This window comes from Nocardia higoensis, assembly GCF_015477835.1.
GTDB lineage: Bacteria > Actinomycetota > Actinomycetes > Mycobacteriales > Mycobacteriaceae > Nocardia > Nocardia higoensis_A.
In genome coordinates this window covers 202,471-219,584 of record NZ_JADLQN010000006.1, presented here as the reverse complement: position 1 = coordinate 219,584, position 17,114 = coordinate 202,471, and the positions used below count along the sequence as shown (strand labels likewise).

16 protein-coding genes and 2 tRNA genes are annotated in these 17,114 nt (G+C 67.9%); 8 read left to right on the top strand and 10 right to left on the bottom strand.

The genetic code is table 11. The annotated features are described in order from the left end of the window. Position 1 precedes the first annotated feature (1 nt). From IU449_RS24990 to IU449_RS24980, 3 genes are all read right to left on the bottom strand, one after another. Complete coding sequence (locus tag IU449_RS24990; RefSeq protein ID WP_195004587.1) at positions 2-400, bottom strand: NUDIX hydrolase; 399 nt, start codon at positions 398-400, stop codon at positions 2-4. Positions 401-534: 134 nt separating this feature from the next. Further along, positions 535-1,791 (bottom strand): diaminobutyrate--2-oxoglutarate transaminase, encoded by a 1,257-nt coding sequence (ectB, locus tag IU449_RS24985; protein WP_195004586.1) that lies wholly within the window; start codon positions 1,789-1,791, stop codon positions 535-537. A gap of 198 nt (positions 1,792-1,989) precedes the next feature. Then, complete coding sequence (locus tag IU449_RS24980; protein ID WP_195004585.1) at positions 1,990-2,310, bottom strand: hypothetical protein; 321 nt, start codon at positions 2,308-2,310, stop codon at positions 1,990-1,992. A 256-nt stretch (positions 2,311-2,566) separates the two neighbouring features. On the opposite strand from IU449_RS24980, the gene IU449_RS24975 reads away from it, so the two are divergent. Then, positions 2,567-3,097, top strand: coding sequence for a DUF4254 domain-containing protein (locus IU449_RS24975; protein WP_195004584.1), 531 nt, complete (start codon positions 2,567-2,569; stop codon positions 3,095-3,097). 75 nt (positions 3,098-3,172) lie between these two features. On the opposite strand, the gene IU449_RS29285 is transcribed toward IU449_RS24975, so the two are convergent. The 3 genes from IU449_RS29285 to IU449_RS24960 form a co-directional block, all read right to left on the bottom strand. Next, a complete protein-coding gene (locus IU449_RS29285; protein WP_228805664.1) occupies positions 3,173-3,511 on the bottom strand; it encodes a hypothetical protein in 339 nt (112 codons plus the stop codon). Next, the gene (locus IU449_RS24965; protein WP_195004583.1) at positions 3,508-4,659 is read right to left on the bottom strand and encodes a fatty acid desaturase family protein; all 1,152 of its coding nucleotides are present in this window, start codon (positions 4,657-4,659) and stop codon (positions 3,508-3,510) included. The genes IU449_RS29285 and IU449_RS24965 overlap by 4 nt, the downstream gene beginning before the upstream one ends. An 84-nt stretch (positions 4,660-4,743) precedes the next feature. After that, the gene (locus tag IU449_RS24960; protein ID WP_195004582.1) at positions 4,744-5,802 is read right to left on the bottom strand and encodes a ferredoxin reductase; all 1,059 of its coding nucleotides are present in this window, start codon (positions 5,800-5,802) and stop codon (positions 4,744-4,746) included. 213 nt (positions 5,803-6,015) lie between these two features. Between IU449_RS24960 and IU449_RS24955 the strand changes: the two genes are divergently transcribed. Further along, positions 6,016-6,639 (top strand): TetR family transcriptional regulator, encoded by a 624-nt coding sequence (locus tag IU449_RS24955; protein WP_228805663.1) that lies wholly within the window; start codon positions 6,016-6,018, stop codon positions 6,637-6,639. A gap of 15 nt (positions 6,640-6,654) precedes the next feature. Here the strand turns inward: IU449_RS24955 and IU449_RS24950 are convergent, their stop codons facing one another. Then, the gene (locus IU449_RS24950; RefSeq protein WP_195004580.1) at positions 6,655-8,013 is read right to left on the bottom strand and encodes an MFS transporter; all 1,359 of its coding nucleotides are present in this window, start codon (positions 8,011-8,013) and stop codon (positions 6,655-6,657) included. 95 nt (positions 8,014-8,108) lie between these two features. Here IU449_RS24950 and IU449_RS24945 point away from each other — a divergent pair, with 95 nt between their 5' ends. The 3 genes from IU449_RS24945 (at position 8,109) to cmrA (ending at position 11,585) form a co-directional block, all read left to right on the top strand. After that, positions 8,109-8,642: a PadR family transcriptional regulator gene (locus IU449_RS24945; RefSeq protein ID WP_195004579.1), complete on the top strand. Its 534-nt coding sequence runs from the start codon at positions 8,109-8,111 to the stop codon at positions 8,640-8,642. Positions 8,643-8,714: 72 nt separating this feature from the next. After that, positions 8,715-10,745 (top strand): NADPH-dependent 2,4-dienoyl-CoA reductase, encoded by a 2,031-nt coding sequence (locus tag IU449_RS29550; protein WP_195004578.1) that lies wholly within the window; start codon positions 8,715-8,717, stop codon positions 10,743-10,745. A 36-nt stretch (positions 10,746-10,781) separates the two neighbouring features. Then, a complete protein-coding gene (gene cmrA / locus IU449_RS24935; RefSeq protein WP_195004577.1) occupies positions 10,782-11,585 on the top strand; it encodes a mycolate reductase in 804 nt (267 codons plus the stop codon). 383 nt (positions 11,586-11,968) lie between these two features. On the opposite strand, the gene IU449_RS24930 is transcribed toward cmrA, so the two are convergent. Continuing rightward, on the bottom strand, positions 11,969-13,696 hold the full coding sequence (locus IU449_RS24930) for a helicase HerA-like domain-containing protein (RefSeq protein WP_195004576.1): 1,728 nt from the start codon (positions 13,694-13,696) through the stop codon (positions 11,969-11,971). Between the two features lie 220 nt (positions 13,697-13,916). Here IU449_RS24930 and orn point away from each other — a divergent pair, with 220 nt between their 5' ends. Continuing rightward, positions 13,917-14,579: an oligoribonuclease gene (gene orn, locus IU449_RS24925; protein WP_195004575.1), complete on the top strand. Its 663-nt coding sequence runs from the start codon at positions 13,917-13,919 to the stop codon at positions 14,577-14,579. 54 nt (positions 14,580-14,633) lie between these two features. Next, positions 14,634-14,706: transfer RNA gene (locus IU449_RS24920), tRNA-His, on the top strand. Between the two features lie 80 nt (positions 14,707-14,786). Here the strand turns inward: IU449_RS24920 and IU449_RS24915 are convergent. Further along, a complete protein-coding gene (locus tag IU449_RS24915) occupies positions 14,787-15,002 on the bottom strand; it encodes a hypothetical protein (RefSeq protein ID WP_195004574.1) in 216 nt (71 codons plus the stop codon). 80 nt (positions 15,003-15,082) lie between these two features. Continuing rightward, complete coding sequence (locus IU449_RS24910) at positions 15,083-16,312, bottom strand: L,D-transpeptidase (RefSeq protein WP_195004573.1); 1,230 nt, start codon at positions 16,310-16,312, stop codon at positions 15,083-15,085. 377 nt (positions 16,313-16,689) lie between these two features. Here IU449_RS24910 and IU449_RS24905 point away from each other — a divergent pair. After that, positions 16,690-16,765 (top strand) — tRNA-Lys (locus IU449_RS24905). Positions 16,766-17,114 lie beyond the last annotated feature (349 nt).

The window sequence follows — 17,114 nt, the reverse complement described above, 5'->3', positions numbered from 1 at the left end:
CCTACCAGTCGATCGATCCCATGTCGTGAAGGCGCTGGAAGACCAGCAGGGATCCGGGCGCGACGTGCCGCATGCGGGCGTACTCGCCGACCGTGAAATAGCGCAGTTCGGCGATCTCGCCGCTGGGCCGGGGGTCACCGTCGAGTTCACCGGTGAAGCAGGTCATGTGCAGGCGCACGCCGGGCGCGTGCCCGAACGCCTCGGCCTCGAAGACGCCGAGGCGGTGGTGGTGCGCGACCGCGACACCGAGTTCCTCGCGCACCTCCCGGCGCAGGGCCTCATCCGGCGTCTCCCCCGGGTCGATCTTGCCGCCGGCCATGTAGAACACCTCTTTGCCTGTCGATCGCGTCTGCAGGAGTCTGCGGTCACGGACATGGGCGAAGGCGGCTGTGCGGATCACCGGCCCACCCTACGAGTGCCCGGCGACGGGCGGCGCGACAACCCACCGGTCCTCGCGCCCCGCACCGGCCGCCGGGAGCCTGCTCAGGCTCGACGGTCTGCGCCTGGAACATCCAGCGCATCTTCTCCAGCGACTCAGTCGCACACCGCGGCGACCGAATCGGCCAGCACGTCCAAGCCGCGCGCCAGTTCGTCGTCGCCGATGGTCAACGGCGGGATCAGCTTGACCACCTCGTCCACCGATCCCGAGGTCTCCACCAGCAACCCGCGGTCGAAGGCGGCGCGGCAGACCTTGGCCGCCCGCGAGGAATCGGCGAACACCAGACCCTGCACCAGCCCACGGCCGCGCACCGAGATGCCGTCTCCCGCCCGAGCGATGCGCTCCAGCCCGGTCCACATCACGTCGGCCTTGACCGCCGTGGCCCGCTCCAGCGCGTCGTCGGACCAATAGTGCTCGAGCGCGACCCGGGCGGTGACGAAGGCCGGATTGTTGCCCCGGAAGGTGCCGTTGTGCTCGCCGGGAGCCCACTGGTCTAGTTCCGGACGCATCAGCACCAGTGCCATCGGCAGGCCGTATCCGCCGATCGACTTCGACAGTGTCACGATATCGGGGGTGATGCCCGCGACCTCGAAGGAGAAGAACGGCCCGGTCCGGCCACACCCCATCTGCACGTCGTCGACGATCAACAGGATGCCGCGGCTACGGCACAGCTGCGCCAGCGTGCGCAGCCACTCGACCCCGGCGACATTGACTCCGCCCTCGCCCTGCACGGTCTCCACGATCACCGCCGCGGGTTTGTCCAACCCGGAGGACGAATCGTCGAGCATCCGGCACATCCAGCCCAGACCGTCACCCTCGCCGAGGAAGCCGTCGTAGGGCATCGGCGTGGCATGCGGCAGCGGAACCCCGGCGCCCGCGCGCTTGGCCGCGTTGCCGGTGACCGACAGCGCGCCGAGGGTCATGCCATGGAACGCGTTGGTGAAGTTGAGCACCGTCTGGCGGCCGGTCACCTTGCGGGCGAGCTTGAGTGCGGCCTCCACCGCGTTCGCGCCGGTCGGGCCGGGGAACTGCACCTTGTAGTCCAGCCCGCGCGGCCGCAGGACCAGCTCGCGCAGCGCCTCGAGCAGCGCACCCTTGGCCACCGTCGACATGTCCAGACCGTGAGTGAGGCCGTCCCGGGCGATGTAGTCGATCAGCGCCCGCTTGAGCACCGGGTTGTTGTGCCCGTAGTTCAGCGCACCCGCCCCGGCGAAGAAGTCCAGATACTCGCGGCCACGCTCGTCGCGCAGCACAGATCCGCTCGCGGTGTCGAAGATCGTGGGCCACGACCGGCAGTAGCCGCGGACATTGGATTCCAGTTCTTCGAACACGTTGGTCTCGGCGACAGACATCGAGGATCCTTCCTGCCCCCGCGCGAGCCCTCCGCGCTTGTGAAGCGCCTGCGTTTCTAACACTGCGCGTGATCGCGCGCTGGGCTTTCGCGGAAATCTCCCCACCCCGCCGCCGAGTTCGGTACCTCACAAGCGCGGGCCGGTGCACGGCTGTACTCGATACCGCCGCCACCTGTCGCCGCGGAGGTGCCGCCCGGGTCAGGCGGAGGACTCGCCGTGCGCTGAGTACAGGCTCACCTCACCGTCCTCACCGAGGAAGGCGTTCACCAGCATCGTGCCCCTCGCCCGCAGTTCGTCGGCCTCCGGAGCAGCGGTGGTGATGTTGATCTGCGGGATGGTCGCCCAGTTCACCACGTAGCGTTCCGGCGGCCCGCCGTCGTCGGACAGCCGCGCCAGACGGAACACCGACACGGTTTTGCGAACGATGAGATTGCGCACGACCTCGGCGATTCGCTCGGGGTCTTCCAGCGCGAACAGAAAGCCGAACGTCAGCTCCGGCGAGGACACATAGGCGGACACGAATATCGAGGTTAGCCGATCGGAGAGCGGCGCGAAGGCTACTGCGCCGAACAGGTAGCCGCGAGAATGCCCGCGCCCGAACTCGGCTCCGTGAGCGTGTATTCGGGGTGAAGTCCGCGTCGCACTCGATAACAATTGGCCCGCACATCGGCGAATTGTGCGCAGAACCGTTGCACGGGGGTGGCGGGTCACGCTTTTCTGAGGGAACCGATTCCGGGCACTTCACACGAAAACCGTCGACACAGGGGGCAACTGAATGCCGACCCATGCGGGATGGACCGAAACAGGTGCGCTGCCACCGCGTTCGGCGCTGCTACAGGCACTGCGCGAGACCGCGGACCTGCCCGCGCGAGCCCACCCTGTCCTGGCGACCGCCCGCGCGCTGGCCGATTGCCACGAACGCAGGCAGCGCGCCCTGGCCCTGGCGCGCGACTGCGACGGTGCCGCGGTGTCGGCGGCGATCGTCTCCGCCGCCGTCGTCGAGGACATCGACCGCGAGCGCGCCACGCTGGTGGACCGGATCAACGCCTGGGTCGCCACCCATGTGGTGCATCGGCACGGCGCGTCGCTGCACACCGAGACCCTCGGCGCGGTCATCGACCGGATGGCCGCGAAGTGGGTGGCCGCCCAGGCCTGCATCGGTTCGGACCTGCCGAGACAGCGACGGGAGCCGTTGTCGCGCACCGACGCCCACCTGCAATGGACCCGGCTGGCCGAGCTCGCCGACGGCTCCCAGGATCTGGTCACCGAGGTGGTCCAGAATCGCAGGCGCCTGCCGGTCCACTGAGGGACGGACCGGCAGGGCAGGGGGCAACCGACGTCGGGGCCCGACTCTGCGGGGCCGTACTCGACGCCGACGGGATCAGTGCCGCTCGTCCATGCGGTGCTGATCGTGCGAACCTGGCTCGGCGGGCCCGGACTCGACCGCCCCGGCATCGAGCAGATCGAATGCGTCGGCGCCGACGGGACCGGGATCGGCGAGGGCTCCCTCCGAGCCGGCTGCCGCCGATTCCTTCGCATCCCGGCGCGCGGCGTGCGCCGCCTCGTTCATCTCGATGGCGTCGGTGACCCACTCACCGATCTCGCGGGTCACGTCGGCCACCGTAGCGGTGATGATGGTCGCGATATTTCCGACGTGCCGCGCTCCCGAGGATGTCAATTCCTGGATCAGATCCTTGTTGGCTTCGAATTTTCCGATCATCGCGCGCCCACTTCGGTCGTCGTCTTCTGACGTACCACGATAACACCGGGTGCCTGTTCGGATCTGCTCCAGCGAGGCGGCAGGGCGAGCACGAAAATCTTGCGCCAGACATCCAGGAGCTGGGTATGCAACGGGCCGGTCTGATACGGCAGCCCGTACTTCTCACACAGCGCGCGTACCTCCGGCGCGATGTCCGGATACCGGTTCGCGGGCAGGTCAGGGAACAGGTGGTGCTCGATCTGGTGCGAGAGGTTGCCGCTCATGATGTGGAACAGCCTGCTACCGCTGATGTTGGCCGAGCCGAGCATCTGCCGGACGTACCATTCGCCCTTCGTCTCCTCGGCCGTCTCTTCCTCGGTGAACGTCTGTACGCCGGAGGGGAAGTGTCCGCAGAAGATGATCGAGTAGGCCCAGACGTTGCGCACCAGGTTCGCCGTGACATTGCCCGCCAGCGTGCTGATCGCCAGCGGTCCGGTCAGCGCCGGGAAGATGACGTAGTCCTTGAGCGCCTGCTTGCCCGCCTTCCGCCACCAGCCCTTGACCAGCGGCTTCAGATCCTTCCAGGAGCGCTTACCCTTGACGATGTTGTCGGCCTCGGCGTCGTGCAGCATGACGCCCCACTCGAACAGCATCATCAGCGCGAAGGCGTAGATCGGATTGCCGAGGTAGTAGGGATTCCACTCCTGCCCCTGATCCATCCGCAGGATGCCGTAGCCGATGTCGCGGTCCTTGCCGTGGATGTTGGTGAAGGTGTGGTGCAGGTAGTTGTGCGAGTGCTTCCACTGATCGGCCGGGCACACGGTGTCCCATTCGAACTCACGCGAGTTCAGATCGGGTTCGCGCATCCAGTCGTACTGACCGTGCATCACGTTGTGCCCGATCTCCATGTTGTCCAAGATCTTGGACACGCTCAGCGCCGCGACGGCGGCCAGCCACACCGGAGGCAGAAAGCCCAGGTACATCAGGCCGCGCCCGGCGAGCTCGAAACCGCGCTGTGCCTTGATGATCGAGTAGATGTACTCGCGGTCACGCTCGCCGAGGTCGGCGACGATGCGCCGGCGCAGTTCCTCCAGTTCCTCGCCGAGCTGCTGCACCTGCTCGGGGCTCAGGACCAGCGGGCCGTTCTCGGTCTCGGTCAGAATCGTCATGTCATCCCCTGAAGTCGATGTTCTCGGATGTCGTGCCTTCTCGGATGTCCGATGTCCGGGCGGTCCGGGCGTCGGACATCGGGTTCAGATGTCGATGTCGACGTCGCCGACCGGCGCGCTCACGCACAGCTGGATCGGCTGGTCGGGGTCGGACCCGGTCTCGCCGGTGCGCAGATCGCGGGTGCTCCCGGTGCGGCGAACCGCCGTGCAGGAGAAGCAGATACCCATCCGACAGCCGTAGTCCGGTGTGAGCCCGGCGGATTCGGCCTGCGCGAGCAGCGCCGCCCCGGAGTTGGGGGCGCTCACGCCGCTGGCGGTGAACCGCACGGTGCCGTGCGCCTGCGCGGGGTCGACCGGTGCGGTGACGAGGGTGAACTCCTCACTGTGCAGCCGATCGCCGAGGCATTCGGCCTCGTACACCGTGCGCACCGCCGCCATCAGCGCGGGCGGGCCGCACATGTAGGTCTGCGCGTCGGCGAACCACGGCGCGACCCGCTCGAGTTCGTCGTACCCGAAATGCGCGTCGCCACGCTCGGGGTAGCGCATGTCCACCCGCAGGCGCGGATGCCGGCGCGCGAGCACCTCCAGTTCGGACCGATACGGCACCTCTTCGGGCGAACGCGCGTAGTGCAGGAAGGTGATCTCGCCCCGGTGCCGCTGCTCGACGAGCGTGCGCAGCATCGACAGCACCGGAGTGATCCCGCTGCCGCCGCTGATCAACAGCACCCGGTCGGGCCGACGGTCCGGCATCCGGAATACGCCCTCGGCCTGCGAGAGATCCACGACGTCGCCCGGTCGCGCGTGGGCGTGCAGATGCTGGGAGACCAGACCACCGGGGTGAGCCTTGACGGTGAGCCGCAGCGTGCGTCCGGTGGCATTCTCCGCGTCGATCGGCGAGTAGCACCGGGTGTGGCGCACACCGTCGATCACCACGCCGATGCGCACATACTGGCCCGCCGCGTGACCGCGCCAGCGCCGTGGCGTGCGCAGGGTCAGCGTCACCGAGCCCGGCACCGAGCGGTTCACCTCGATGATCTCGGCACGCAACTGCCGCACGGTGAGGGTGGGACGGACGAGTTCCAGGTATCGGTCCACCGGATGCGGTGTGGTCAGGGTCTGCACCAGGTCGATGAGATCCACCATTGCGTTCTCCGTACTTGTCGTCACGGTCCGTGCTTGTCGCCGGGAAGAGTCGGCGTCACGGGCGATCGGATGTAGCTGTTCACGGTTTCAGTGCACGCTTGTACACTTCTCCAGTGTGACCGAACGACTGGTACCGGTGTCAACCGGCAGAAGCTGTGACGCGAGTAACAGCAAAGCTCCGAAAGCATGGTGAACGGACGTATGCTCACCGTGATGACCGAGCAAGCAGCAACCCGAACCGAGCGCAAGGAGCGCACGCGCGCCGCGATCCTGGACGGCACTCTCGCGCTGGCCGCCGAGCGCGGCTTCGCGGCACTGAGCCTGCGGGAGATCGCCCGCTCGGCCGGCATCGTGCCCACCGCCTTCTACCGGCACTTCGCCTCGCTCGACGACCTCGCCGCGGCCCTGGTGGACGAGGGCGTCACGGCACTTCGACTGGCATTGCGTCAGGTGCGCAGGCGCACCGACACCGGCTTGGCCGACACCGTGCGCTTCGTCTTCGATCAGGCCGAGGCCAAGCACGCGCTGTTCGGCTTCCTCACCCGCGAACGCCATGGCGGCTCGGCGGCGCTGCGCAGGAACATCGCCCACGAACTGCAGATGATCGTGCGCGAACTGGTCACCGACATGTCCCGCCTGCCCGCCCTCGACAACTGGAGCCCCCGCGACCTGGAGATCGCGGCCGAGCTGATCGTCGGCACCGTGGCCGACGGCGTCGCCGCGGACGTGGCGGCGCAGACCCCGCGCGAGCGGCTCGCGATCAGGGAAGCGACTGTGCAGAAGATCCGGCTGATCGCGCTCGGCATGGACAACTGGTGGCCCCCCGGGCATCGCTGATCGCGGCCCCGGTCTTCACGAGACACGCTCCGTCACGACGACTTCCCGCACCGGTTCGGGGCCGCGCACCGGGAGCAGCACCAGCAGGCCCGCGCCGAGCACGACGAGCAGGCCGACGATCCCGGCCCGATCCGCCCCGAAGATCCATACCGAGAACCCGAACAGCGTCGGCGCGAGAAACGACGCCGCGCGGCCGGTCGTGGTGTACAGGCCGAACATCTGCCCCTCCCGCCCCGGCGGGGCCAGCCGGATCAGGAACGAGCGCGCCGACGCCTGTGCCGGGCCGACGAATACCGTCAGCAGCAGGCCGAACACCCAGAACATCGCCGGTCCCGACACCACGAGCAGGGCGAGGCCGCAGACCAGCATGCTCACCAGCGACACCACGATGACCACCTTGGGCCCGACCCGGTCGTCGAAGCGCCCGGCCGCCACCGCGCCCAGCGCGGCCACCACGTTGGCGGCGATGCCGAACAGCAGCACATCGGAGTCGTCGATCTCGTACACCTTCACCGCCAGCACCGCGCCGAAGGTGAACACTCCGGCCAGTCCGTCCCGGAACACCGCGCTGGCCAGTAGGAACCACACCGTGCGACGGTCGGTGCGCCAGAGGTCGCGCAGGTCGCGCCACAACACCCGGTAGGCCCCGAAGAATCCGGCCCGGTCCGCGCCGGGATCCGCTGTCGCGGCCGCGCCGGTACGCGGTATCTCCGGGATCGCGAACATCACCGGCAGCGCGAACACGGCGAACCAGACCGCCGACACCAGCACCACCAGCCGGATGTTGAGCCCGTCGTCGGTGGGTACGCCGAGCAGACCGCGATTGTCGCCCTCGCCCGCGATGAATCCGAAGTAGCAGATCAGCAGCAGGAAGATGCCGCCGAAATAGCCCATCGCCCAGCCGAATCCGGACACCCGCCCCACCGTGTGCGGGGTGGACACCTGCCGCAGCATGGCGCTGTAAGGCACATTGGCGAGTTCGAAAGCCGCCGAGCCGATCGCCAGCAGCGCCAGACCCAGCCACAGGTCGCGGTAGTCGTCGTGCACGAAGAACATGGCCAGCATGGCCGCGATGACCACCAGCGTCAGCACGCCGAGCGCCCGCTTGCGCCGGGCGGCGGCGTCGAACCACTGGCCGCTGACCGGCGCGGTCAGCGCGACGACCAGGCCCGCCAGCCCCAGCGACCAGCCGAGCCAGGTGCTGGCCGCGATGTCGCCGGGCAGGTCGTCGCCGACCTTGTCGGTCAGGTAGACGGTGAACACGAAGGCGACGATCACCGCGTTGAACGACGCCGAGCCCCAGTCCCACAACCCCCAGGCCACGACCTTCCCCCGCCCGGCGGCTTGCCCGATCGACTCTCGCGCGTCCGTCATGCGCACAGGCTAACGGCCGGGAGTCCGCGTGGCAGGGTTTCCCGATGGTATGCACCCCGTTGCATATCCCGCTCGGTCACGCCTACGCTGGCCGCATGGCACTCGAGCACGCCCTGCTGGTATCGCTGAGCGAGCGCTCCGGTTCCGGCTACGAACTGGCGCGCCGCTTCGACAAGTCCATCGGCTTCTTCTGGACCGCCACCCACCAGCAGATCTACCGGGTGCTCAAGCGCATGGTCGAGGCGGCCTGGGTCGACTGCGTATCGGTGGCCCAGGAGGGCAAACCCGACAAGAAGGTCTACTCGGTCACCGAGGCGGGCAACGCCGAACTCGCCCGCTGGATCGCCGAGCCCCTCGACATCGAGATCCCGCGCAGCGACCTCGGGGTGAAGATCCGCGGCGCGAGCTTCGACGGTTCGGAGGCCGTGTGCACCGAGATCGTCCGGCACCGCGATTTCCACGCCCACCGCGTCGAGGTGCTGCGCGAGATCGAGAAGCGCGACTTCCCCGCCCCCGACCAGCTCACCGGTTCCGCCCTGCACCAGTACCTCGTGCTGCGCGGCGGCATCCGCACCTGCGGCGCGTACGTCGAATGGTGTGACGAGATGCTGACCGCACTGCGCCGCTGATCCCCTGCCACCGACCCGCCTGCCGCCGAGCACCCAGCCGCCCCCCGCGGGCGCCGAAGAAAGATCGCCCCCATGAGTTCCTTCCCCCACCTCTTCGAGCCGCTGGATCTCGGCTTCACCACCCTGCGCAACCGGGTGGTGATGGGTTCGATGCACACCGGCCTCGAGGACCGTGCCCGCGACATCGACAAGCTCGCCGCCTACTTCGCCGAACGGGCCGCCGGCGGCGTCGGTCTCATCATCACCGGCGGCTATTCCCCCGACCGGGTCGGCAGGCTGCTGCCCTTCGGCGCGAAACTCACCACCACCGCTGAGGCGCTGCGCCACCGGCGGGTGACCCGCGCGGTGCACGAACACGGTGCGGCGATCGCCCTGCAGATCCTGCACGCCGGCCGCTACTCCTATCAGCCCGGCAGCGCGTCGGCGTCATCGATCAAAGCCCCCATCAACCCGTTCCGCCCGCGCAAACTGACCCGGCGCGGCATCGAGCGGACCATCGATGCCTACGTCCGCTGCGCGCGCCTGGCACAGCTCGCCGGTTACGACGGCTGCGAGATCATGGGCGGCGAGGGCTATCTGATCAGCCAATTCCTCGCCCCGCGTACCAACAAGCGCACCGACGAGTGGGGCGGCTCGGCCGAGAACCGCCGCCGCTTCCCGCTCGAGATCGTGCGCCGGGTCCGTGCCGCGGTCGGCGCGGATTTCATCATCGTCTTCCGGCTCTCGATGGCCGAACTCGTCGAAGACGGGCAGACCTTCGAGGAAATCGTCGCTCTCGCGCGGGAACTCGAACGCGCGGGCGTCACCATCCTCAACACCGACATCGGCTGGCACGAGGCACGGGTGCCCACCATCGTCACCTCGGTCCCGCGCGCGGCGTTCGTGGAGTTCACCGCCGCGATCGCCGAGCGGGTCTCGATCCCGGTGTGCGCCTCCAATCGCATCAACATGCCCGAGATCGCCGAGGAGATCCTGACCCGCGGCGACGCGCAGCTGATCTCGATGGCCCGGCCGCTGCTGGCCGACCCGCAGTGGGCGAACAAGGCCGCCGCCGATCGGGTGGCCGAGATCAACACCTGCATCGCCTGCAACCAGGCCTGCCTCGACCACGCCTTCGGCAACAAACGGGTGTCCTGCCTGCTCAACCCGCGCGCCGGGCACGAGACCGAACTGGTGCTCGCGCCGACCCGCCGCGCCAAACGCGTCGCCGTCGTCGGGGCCGGTCCGGCCGGGCTCTCGGCCGCGGTCAACCTGGCCGAGCGCGGTCACACCGTCGACCTCTACGAGGCGCAGGACCGCATCGGCGGCCAGTTCGACATCGCCCGCCGCATCCCCGGCAAGGAGGAGTTCGACGAATCCCTGCGCTATTTCGACCGGATGATCGCCACCACCGGAGTGCACCTGCGGCTGAACACCACCGCCACCGTCGAGGATCTGCTGGCCGGAAGCTACGACGAGGTCGTCGTCGCCACCGGCGTGCGTCCGCGCGTACCCGCCATCCCCGGCATCGACCACCCGATGGTGCTCACCTACGCCGAACTGGTGCGCGAGGACAGGCCGGTGGGCAAGCGGGTCGCGGTGATCGGCGCGGGCGGAATCGGCTACGACATCAGCGAATTCCTCACCGTCGAGGGTCATCCGACCCTGAAGCTCGACGAGTGGAAACAGGAGTGGGGCATCGAGTCCGGCGACGAACACGCCCCCGGCCAGCTGCGCGCACCCGAGCCCGCCCCGCCCGCGCGCGATGTGGTGCTGCTGCAGCGCAAGACCACCCCGTTCGGCAAGGGACTGGGCAAGACAAGCGGCTGGGTCCATCGCGCGGCGCTGAAGGCCAAGGGCGTCGAGCACGTCGGCGGGGTCAACTACGAGCGCATCGACGACGACGGGCTGCACATCAGCTTCGGCGACAAGCGCGAACGGCCCCGGCTGATCCGCTGCGACAACGTGGTGGTCTGCGCGGGCCAGGAATCGGTGCGCGAACTCGCCGAGCCGTTGCGCGCCGCCGGGGTGCGGGTGCATCTGATCGGCGGCGCCGAACTGGCCGCCGAGCTCGACGCCAAACGGGCCATCGACCAGGGCACCCGCCTGGCCGCCCGCCTGTAGGACCGCGGCGAACAGGGCGAACGTTAGGCTCCCAGCGTGAGCTTGCCTTCTCCCACCACCGACAATCGCGCCGTCGTCACCGGCGCCTCCTCCGGCATCGGCACCGCGCTGGCCGCGGAACTGGCCGGACGCGGTTACTCGCTGATCCTGGTCGCACGCCGGGGCGAACTGCTGAACGAGCTCGCCCAGCGGCTCACCCTCGCGCACGGCATCACCGCCGAGGTGCGCGCGGTCGACCTGGCCGACCGGGCCCAGCGTGCGCCGCTGGCCGAGGAACTCGCCGCCCGCGACATCGCCATCCTGTGCAACAACGCCGGCATCGCCACCTTCGGCGCCATCACCGAACTCGACCCCGCATACGAGCGCGACCAGCTCGAACTCAACGCCGTCGCGGTGCACGACCTCTCCCTCGCCGTGCTGCCCGGCATGCTCGCGCGGCGCGCGGGCGGCATCCTGATCAGCGGCTCGGCGGCGGGCAACATGCCCATCCCCAACAACACCACCTACGCCGCCAGCAAGGCCTTCGCGAACACCTTCGCCGAATCGCTGCGCGGCGAACTCAAGGACACCGGGGTACACGTCACCCTGCTCGCACCCGGCCCGGTGCGCACCGAAACACCCGATCCCGCCGACGCTTCGATCGTCGACCGCATGGTCCCCGACTTCATGTGGGTCTCCTCCGAATACACCGCGAAGGTCTCCATCGACGCCCTCGCCCGCAACAAGATGCGTGTCGTTCCCGGACTCATCAGCAAGGGCATGAGCGTGGCGGGCCAGTACAGCCCCCGCGCCCTGAGCGCACCCATCGCCGGCGCCTTCTACCGTAAGCTCGGCGGCTGATAGCACTCCGGCGGATTCGTGACTCAGATTACACACCCGCGAAACGATCCCCTAATCGAGTGGGGGATTGCGCCGTCCAAATGCCATGGTGCTACGCAGATTCCCGGTCACGGCCATGTTTTCGCCCCGATTTGGTCATAGCAGTTGGCTGTGGTTAAAGTTCTCACCGGTCCATCCAAGCAACCAACGATGAAGGAGTTAGTCACATGCTGCTCGATTTCGTCTCGGATCTGCTCGCCTCGCTGCTCGCTCTGATCGGTCTCTGATACTTCGAGACCGTCGACTCGCCCCACCCCGCTCGAGGTGACCAACCCAGGGGTGGGGCGAGTCCGTTGCTCCCGCAACATTTCCCAATTGCGGATACCTGCCGAGCCGGGTTCGGCTCAGCGGCGGCGACGGGTGCCGAACAAGCTGCGAGTGATCTCGCGGCCGGCCACCGTCGCCGCCGACCGCAGAAAACCCCTGACCGCCGGATTGCGCATGATCCGGTCGGCCGCCGACTCCTCCGGCTCCTCGCCCGGCGAACGCTCCGGCGTCACAAGAACTTCCGGCTTCACCGGCTCCACCGCGGCCATCTCGGCGGCCAGTATCTCCGAGGCCGACTCCCGGTCGATCGTCTGCCGGTACTTCGCCGAGAGCCCGCCCGCCAGCGCGTGCGAAGAGATCGCGGCCTCGCCGACGGTGTCCATCAGCGACCGCGGTGGCGCGATCCTGGTCCATGCCACCGGAGTCGGCGCTCCCCGCTCCGACAACACGGTCACCATCGCCTCGCCGGTACCCAGTGAGGTCAACGCCGTCTCCAGGTCGTAGTGCTCGGTACGCGGATAGGTCCGGACTGTCTTGGACAACGCCTTCTGATCATCCGGGGTGAACGCCCGCAGCGCGTGCTGAATCCGCGCACCCAGTTGCGAGAGCACCGGATTCGGTATGTCGGTGGGCAATTGCGTGCAGAAGAACACCCCGACGCCCTTGGATCGGATCAGCTTGACGGTCTGCTCCACCTGATCCAGGAACGCCTTGGAGGCATCGTCGAACAACAGGTGCGCCTCATCGAAGATGAACACCAGCCTGGGCTTGTCGGCATCGCCGATCTCCGGCAGGGTCTGGAACAACTCGGCGAGCACCCACATCAGGAACGTCGAGAACATCACCGGCCGCGCCGCCTGGGCGCCGAGCTCGAACAGCGTGATCACGCCCTGTCCGCCTGCGGTCCGCACCAGATCGGCCGGATCGAATTCCGGTTCACCGAAGAAGGTGTCGCCGCCCTCGGCCTCCAGATTCACCAGCGTGCGCAGGATCACTCCCGCTGTCTGCGCCGACACCCCGCCGATCCCCTTCAGATCCGCCTTGCCGTCCGGGCTGGTCAGATGAGTGATGACCGCGCGCAGATCCTTCAGATCCAGCAGCGCGAGCCCCTGCTGATCGGCCCAGTGGAAGATCAGCCCGAGCGTCGACTCCTGGGTCGTGTTCAGGCCGAGCACCTTGCTCAGCAACACCGGGCCGAAGGCGGAGATGGTGGCGCGCACCGGCACCCCGATGCCACCGGTGCCCAGCGAGAGGAATTCGGTCGGGAAGCTACTCGGCGCCCAGTCCAGGACGCCGGTCTCCGCCGCCCGCGCGGCGATCTTCTCGTCCTGCCGTCCCGCTGTGCTGAGCCCGGACAGGTCGCCCTTGATGTCGGCGAGCACCACCGCCACGCCCGCACGCGAGAGCTGCTCGGCGATGCCCTGCAAGGTCTTGGTCTTGCCGGTGCCGGTCGCGCCGGCCACCAGACCGTGCCGGTTCATCGTCCGCAACGGGATGCGTACCCGGGCATCCGGATCCACCACACCGTCGACCACCACCGTGCCGAGGTCGATCGCGGGCCCCTCGCTCGCGTAACCGGCCGCGATCTCGCGAGCGGCCGACTCCGCGGCCTCGCTCGCCGCGGATTCCACGTGCTCCCCCTGCGCCCCTGGCCCCGATCGCGCCGACCGCTCCACTTCCGCCGCCCGATGCGCGGCCAGTTCGCGTTCGGCCGCTTCCGCCGCGGCGGCCGCTTCCGCCGCCAGCTCGGCTGCCCGCTCCGCCGCTCTGCGCGCCTCGGCGGCCCTCTGCTCGGGGGTGGTCATCGCACGTCCTCCGTCTACTCGACTCGACACCGCACAACCGGGCACGGGCACTGCGAGCCGGAACCGACCGGGGCCGGGTACTGCTGAATCGAAGGGATCGGATCGGTCCGACCGGAGACCCTGCCGAGACTGTATCCCCGCAACGAGCCGATGGGGCGCGAGGAGTCGGTGGTGTCGCGAGCCGTTCGCCGACCGCCCACAGCGCAGTAGTCTTGCGCGGGTGTCCGACAAATTAGTGGTGTGGATGGATTGTGAGATGACCGGGCTGCGCCTGGACAGCGACAAACTGATCGAGGTGTCGGCGCTGGTGACCGACAGCGATCTCAATGTGCTCGGCGAGGGCGTGGACATCGTCATCCACGCCGATGACGCCGCGCTGGCCGCGATGCCGCCGGTGGTCACCGAGATGCATGCCCGCTCCGGCCTCACCGAGGAAGTCCGCCGGTCCACCGTCACGGTGGCCGAAGCCGAAGAGCTGGTGCTCGACTACATCCGTCAGTACGTGCCCACCCCCCGCACCGTGCCGCTGGCGGGCAACTCGATCGCCACCGACCGCGCGTTCATCGCCAGGGACATGCCCGCCCTCGACGCGCACCTGCACTACCGCATGATCGACGTCAGCTCGATCAAGGAACTGTGCAGGCGCTGGTATCCCCGCATCTACTTCGGTCAGCCGGAGAAGGGCCTCACCCACCGCGCCCTGGCCGACATCCAGGAATCCATCCGCGAGCTCGAGTACTACCGCCGCACCGCCTTCGTCGCCCCACCCGGACCGTCCACCGCCGAGATCGCGACCGCCGTCGCCGAGATCGACGCCGCACGGGCGAAGGCCGCGAAGAACGCCGCAACGCCGCAGGTAGAAGGCATGCCGGAAACCGATTAGGGATCTTCGGGGTAGACGCGCTAATATCTAGGCCGCCGGTTGTTACCGGTGATGGTGAGTGTAGTTCAGTTGGTAGAGCACCAGGTTGTGATCCTGGCTGTCGCGGGTTCGAGTCCCGTCACTCACCCCGTAGAGCGGGGCCGGAACGAGAGTTCCGGCCCCGCTTTCGTTCCCTCGGGCGCCCTCCGCACTCCTCGATGTCTCCGGCTAGCCGGTCTCATGGATGTAGTAGACCCACACGCCGTCGTCGCTCTCGGCCGACAGCGGGAACCCCCCGGCGAAGCGGCGCCACGCCAGCGGTCCCCCGGCGTCGGCTTCGGCGAGGGCCTCGGCAGCCCCCAGCTCCACAGCCTCCCCCAGTCGCTCGTCCTGCCGATCGCAGAACTCGCACTCGTGCACCTTCCGCACGTCGTAGCCTGCCACCCGACCTCACTCTCGCCGCAAACGACACGGTCGCCGCGACCAAGCGTTGCGGCGACCGTGAGAACCGGGGCAGAGCCCGGCTAGGACACGTCGGCGTTGCCCGCCTTCCACGTCTCCCAGGGGATGTTCCAGTCGCCGAGGCCGTCGGTGCCCGACAGCGTCCCCGCGACGGTGTTCTGGACGATGGCGATGTCACCGCGCTTGGCGTTCTCGTACACCCACCGGGCATCGGCCGGGCTGAGGTTCAGGCAGCCGTGGCTGGTGTTGGTGTTGCCCTGCGCGCCGAGCGACCACGGGGCCGAGTGGAAGAAGATGCCGCTGTAGGACATGCGGGTCGCGTAGTCCACCGGGGTGCGGTAGCCGTCGGCGGAGTTCACCGCGACGCCGTAGGTGGAGGAGTCCATCACGATCTTCTCATGCTTGTCGGCGATGATGTAGACGCCGTTGTCGGTGGGCGTGCTGTCCTTGCCCATCGACGTCGGCATGGTCTTGATCACTTCGCCGTTGCGCGTGACCGTCACCATCTTGGTGTTGTCGTCCGCGGTGAAGATCACCGCGTCGCCCACCACGAAGTGCGAGGTGACGTTGTTCTGGCCGTACAGACCCTCGCCCAGATCCACGCCGTAGACGTTGATCTCGATGTCGACACGGGTGCCCGGCGCCCAGTAGTTCTGCGGCCGCCAGCGCACCTCACGGTTGTTCAGCCAGTAAAACGCGCCCTCGACCGGCGGCGTGGTGGTGATCTTGATGGCTTCCTGGGCCGCCCGGCGATCGGGGATGTTCTCGTCGAACTGGATCGCCACCGGCTGGCCGATACCGACCACTTCACCCTCGCCGGGGCTCAGGTACGGCTTGGTCTGGTTGTCCGGAGAGCTGGTGGTGAAGCTCAACGTCGCGGAATTCGCGCCGCCGAGACCGACAGCCTGGGCCGCGAGCCGATAGGTCCGGCCGTAACCGAGCACCTCGGTGGTCGCCCAGCTGCGACCGTCCTGAGCGAGCGCGCCCTGCACCGCCCTGCCCTCCTCGTTGACCAATTCGACCTCGGTGAAGCGGCCGTCCTGGACCTCGAAGGTCATCGGCATGCCCGGCGAGACGCCCTTGTCGCCGTCCTTGACCGGCGAGAGCAGCTTCGGCTTGATGAGCTCGGTGATCGGATTGCGATCGATGGCCAATGACGAACTGTCGTTCGCCGCGGTGGAACACGACGTCAGCACGAGTGCGAGCAGGGCGAGCACGAGCGCGGGAAGACTGAGCACTCGTGATGTCCGGCGGATCAGTGGCACTCGACGCCGACCATGACCAATGCTCATCATCAACCCCGTTTCACGTCTGGACGCCGCCGAACACGCCTGCGCGACACGTTTGACAGCTCGATTTTCGACCGGTGCGGAACCTCAACCCACCGCACATCGACCCACCGCTCGGCAGGCCCGGTCGAGAACCTGACCGCCATTCTGCCAGTCGGGTTCGACCTGTCCAATGACCGCGCTCACGCCGGCGGATCGCGTCAACGCGCGACGAGAGGAACTCCCCGACTGACCATCGCGTGCGGACCGGCGGGCGTTACCGCCCGGCCGACGGTCGGAGACCGCTCGAACCTCGCCCAGCCAAAACGCCTCTGACCAGCCGATTTCACTTCTGCACCCACCTGCTGTTAATGTTTGTCCCGCACCGGAACACGGAGCAGGCGCCATTAGCTCAATTGGCAGAGCAGCTGACTCTTAATCAGCGGGTTCGGGGTTCGAGTCCCTGATGGCGCACCACGAGAAGGCCCGTTCGGCATACGCCGAGCGGGCCTTCTTCTTGGGTTCACCCACTGGAGAAGATCACCGTCTCCATCGCAGCGCCGAGGGTACGGAGCGGCCCTATTTCGGGATGGAACCGTCATCCAGGCGTTATCGCACCGAGATGCTCGAAACATTTCTGTGACCTCCGCCACCGAATGTTTATCGGCAAACCTCCTGCAAGACAGTCGATTTACTCCACAGGCCGCAGCGATCCAAGATCACCAACACTTCCCCTTGGCCTGCCGTTCATTCTCCGTTAACTTTTCGTGACCATTCTGCAATCAGGTCACAGCGACCCGGAGTTCGGTTACCGACCAGCCAGGGC

Coding starts and splice junctions, on each gene's coding strand:
- ectB (WP_195004586.1), bottom strand. CDS start 1,791: ATGTCTGTCGCCGAGACCAACGTGTTCGAAGAACTGGAATCCAATGTC.
- IU449_RS24975 (WP_195004584.1), top strand. CDS start 2,567: ATGCCGACCCATGCGGGATGGACCGAAACAGGTGCGCTGCCACCGCGT.
- IU449_RS29285 (WP_228805664.1), bottom strand. CDS start 3,511: ATGATCGGAAAATTCGAAGCCAACAAGGATCTGATCCAGGAATTGACA.
- IU449_RS24965 (WP_195004583.1), bottom strand. CDS start 4,659: ATGACGATTCTGACCGAGACCGAGAACGGCCCGCTGGTCCTGAGCCCC.
- IU449_RS24960 (WP_195004582.1), bottom strand. CDS start 5,802: ATGGTGGATCTCATCGACCTGGTGCAGACCCTGACCACACCGCATCCG.
- IU449_RS24955 (WP_228805663.1), top strand. CDS start 6,016: ATGACCGAGCAAGCAGCAACCCGAACCGAGCGCAAGGAGCGCACGCGC.
- IU449_RS24950 (WP_195004580.1), bottom strand. CDS start 8,013: ATGACGGACGCGCGAGAGTCGATCGGGCAAGCCGCCGGGCGGGGGAAG.
- IU449_RS24945 (WP_195004579.1), top strand. CDS start 8,109: ATGGCACTCGAGCACGCCCTGCTGGTATCGCTGAGCGAGCGCTCCGGT.
- IU449_RS29550 (WP_195004578.1), top strand. CDS start 8,715: ATGAGTTCCTTCCCCCACCTCTTCGAGCCGCTGGATCTCGGCTTCACC.
- IU449_RS24930 (WP_195004576.1), bottom strand. CDS start 13,696: ATGACCACCCCCGAGCAGAGGGCCGCCGAGGCGCGCAGAGCGGCGGAG.
- IU449_RS24910 (WP_195004573.1), bottom strand. CDS start 16,312: ATGAGCATTGGTCATGGTCGGCGTCGAGTGCCACTGATCCGCCGGACA.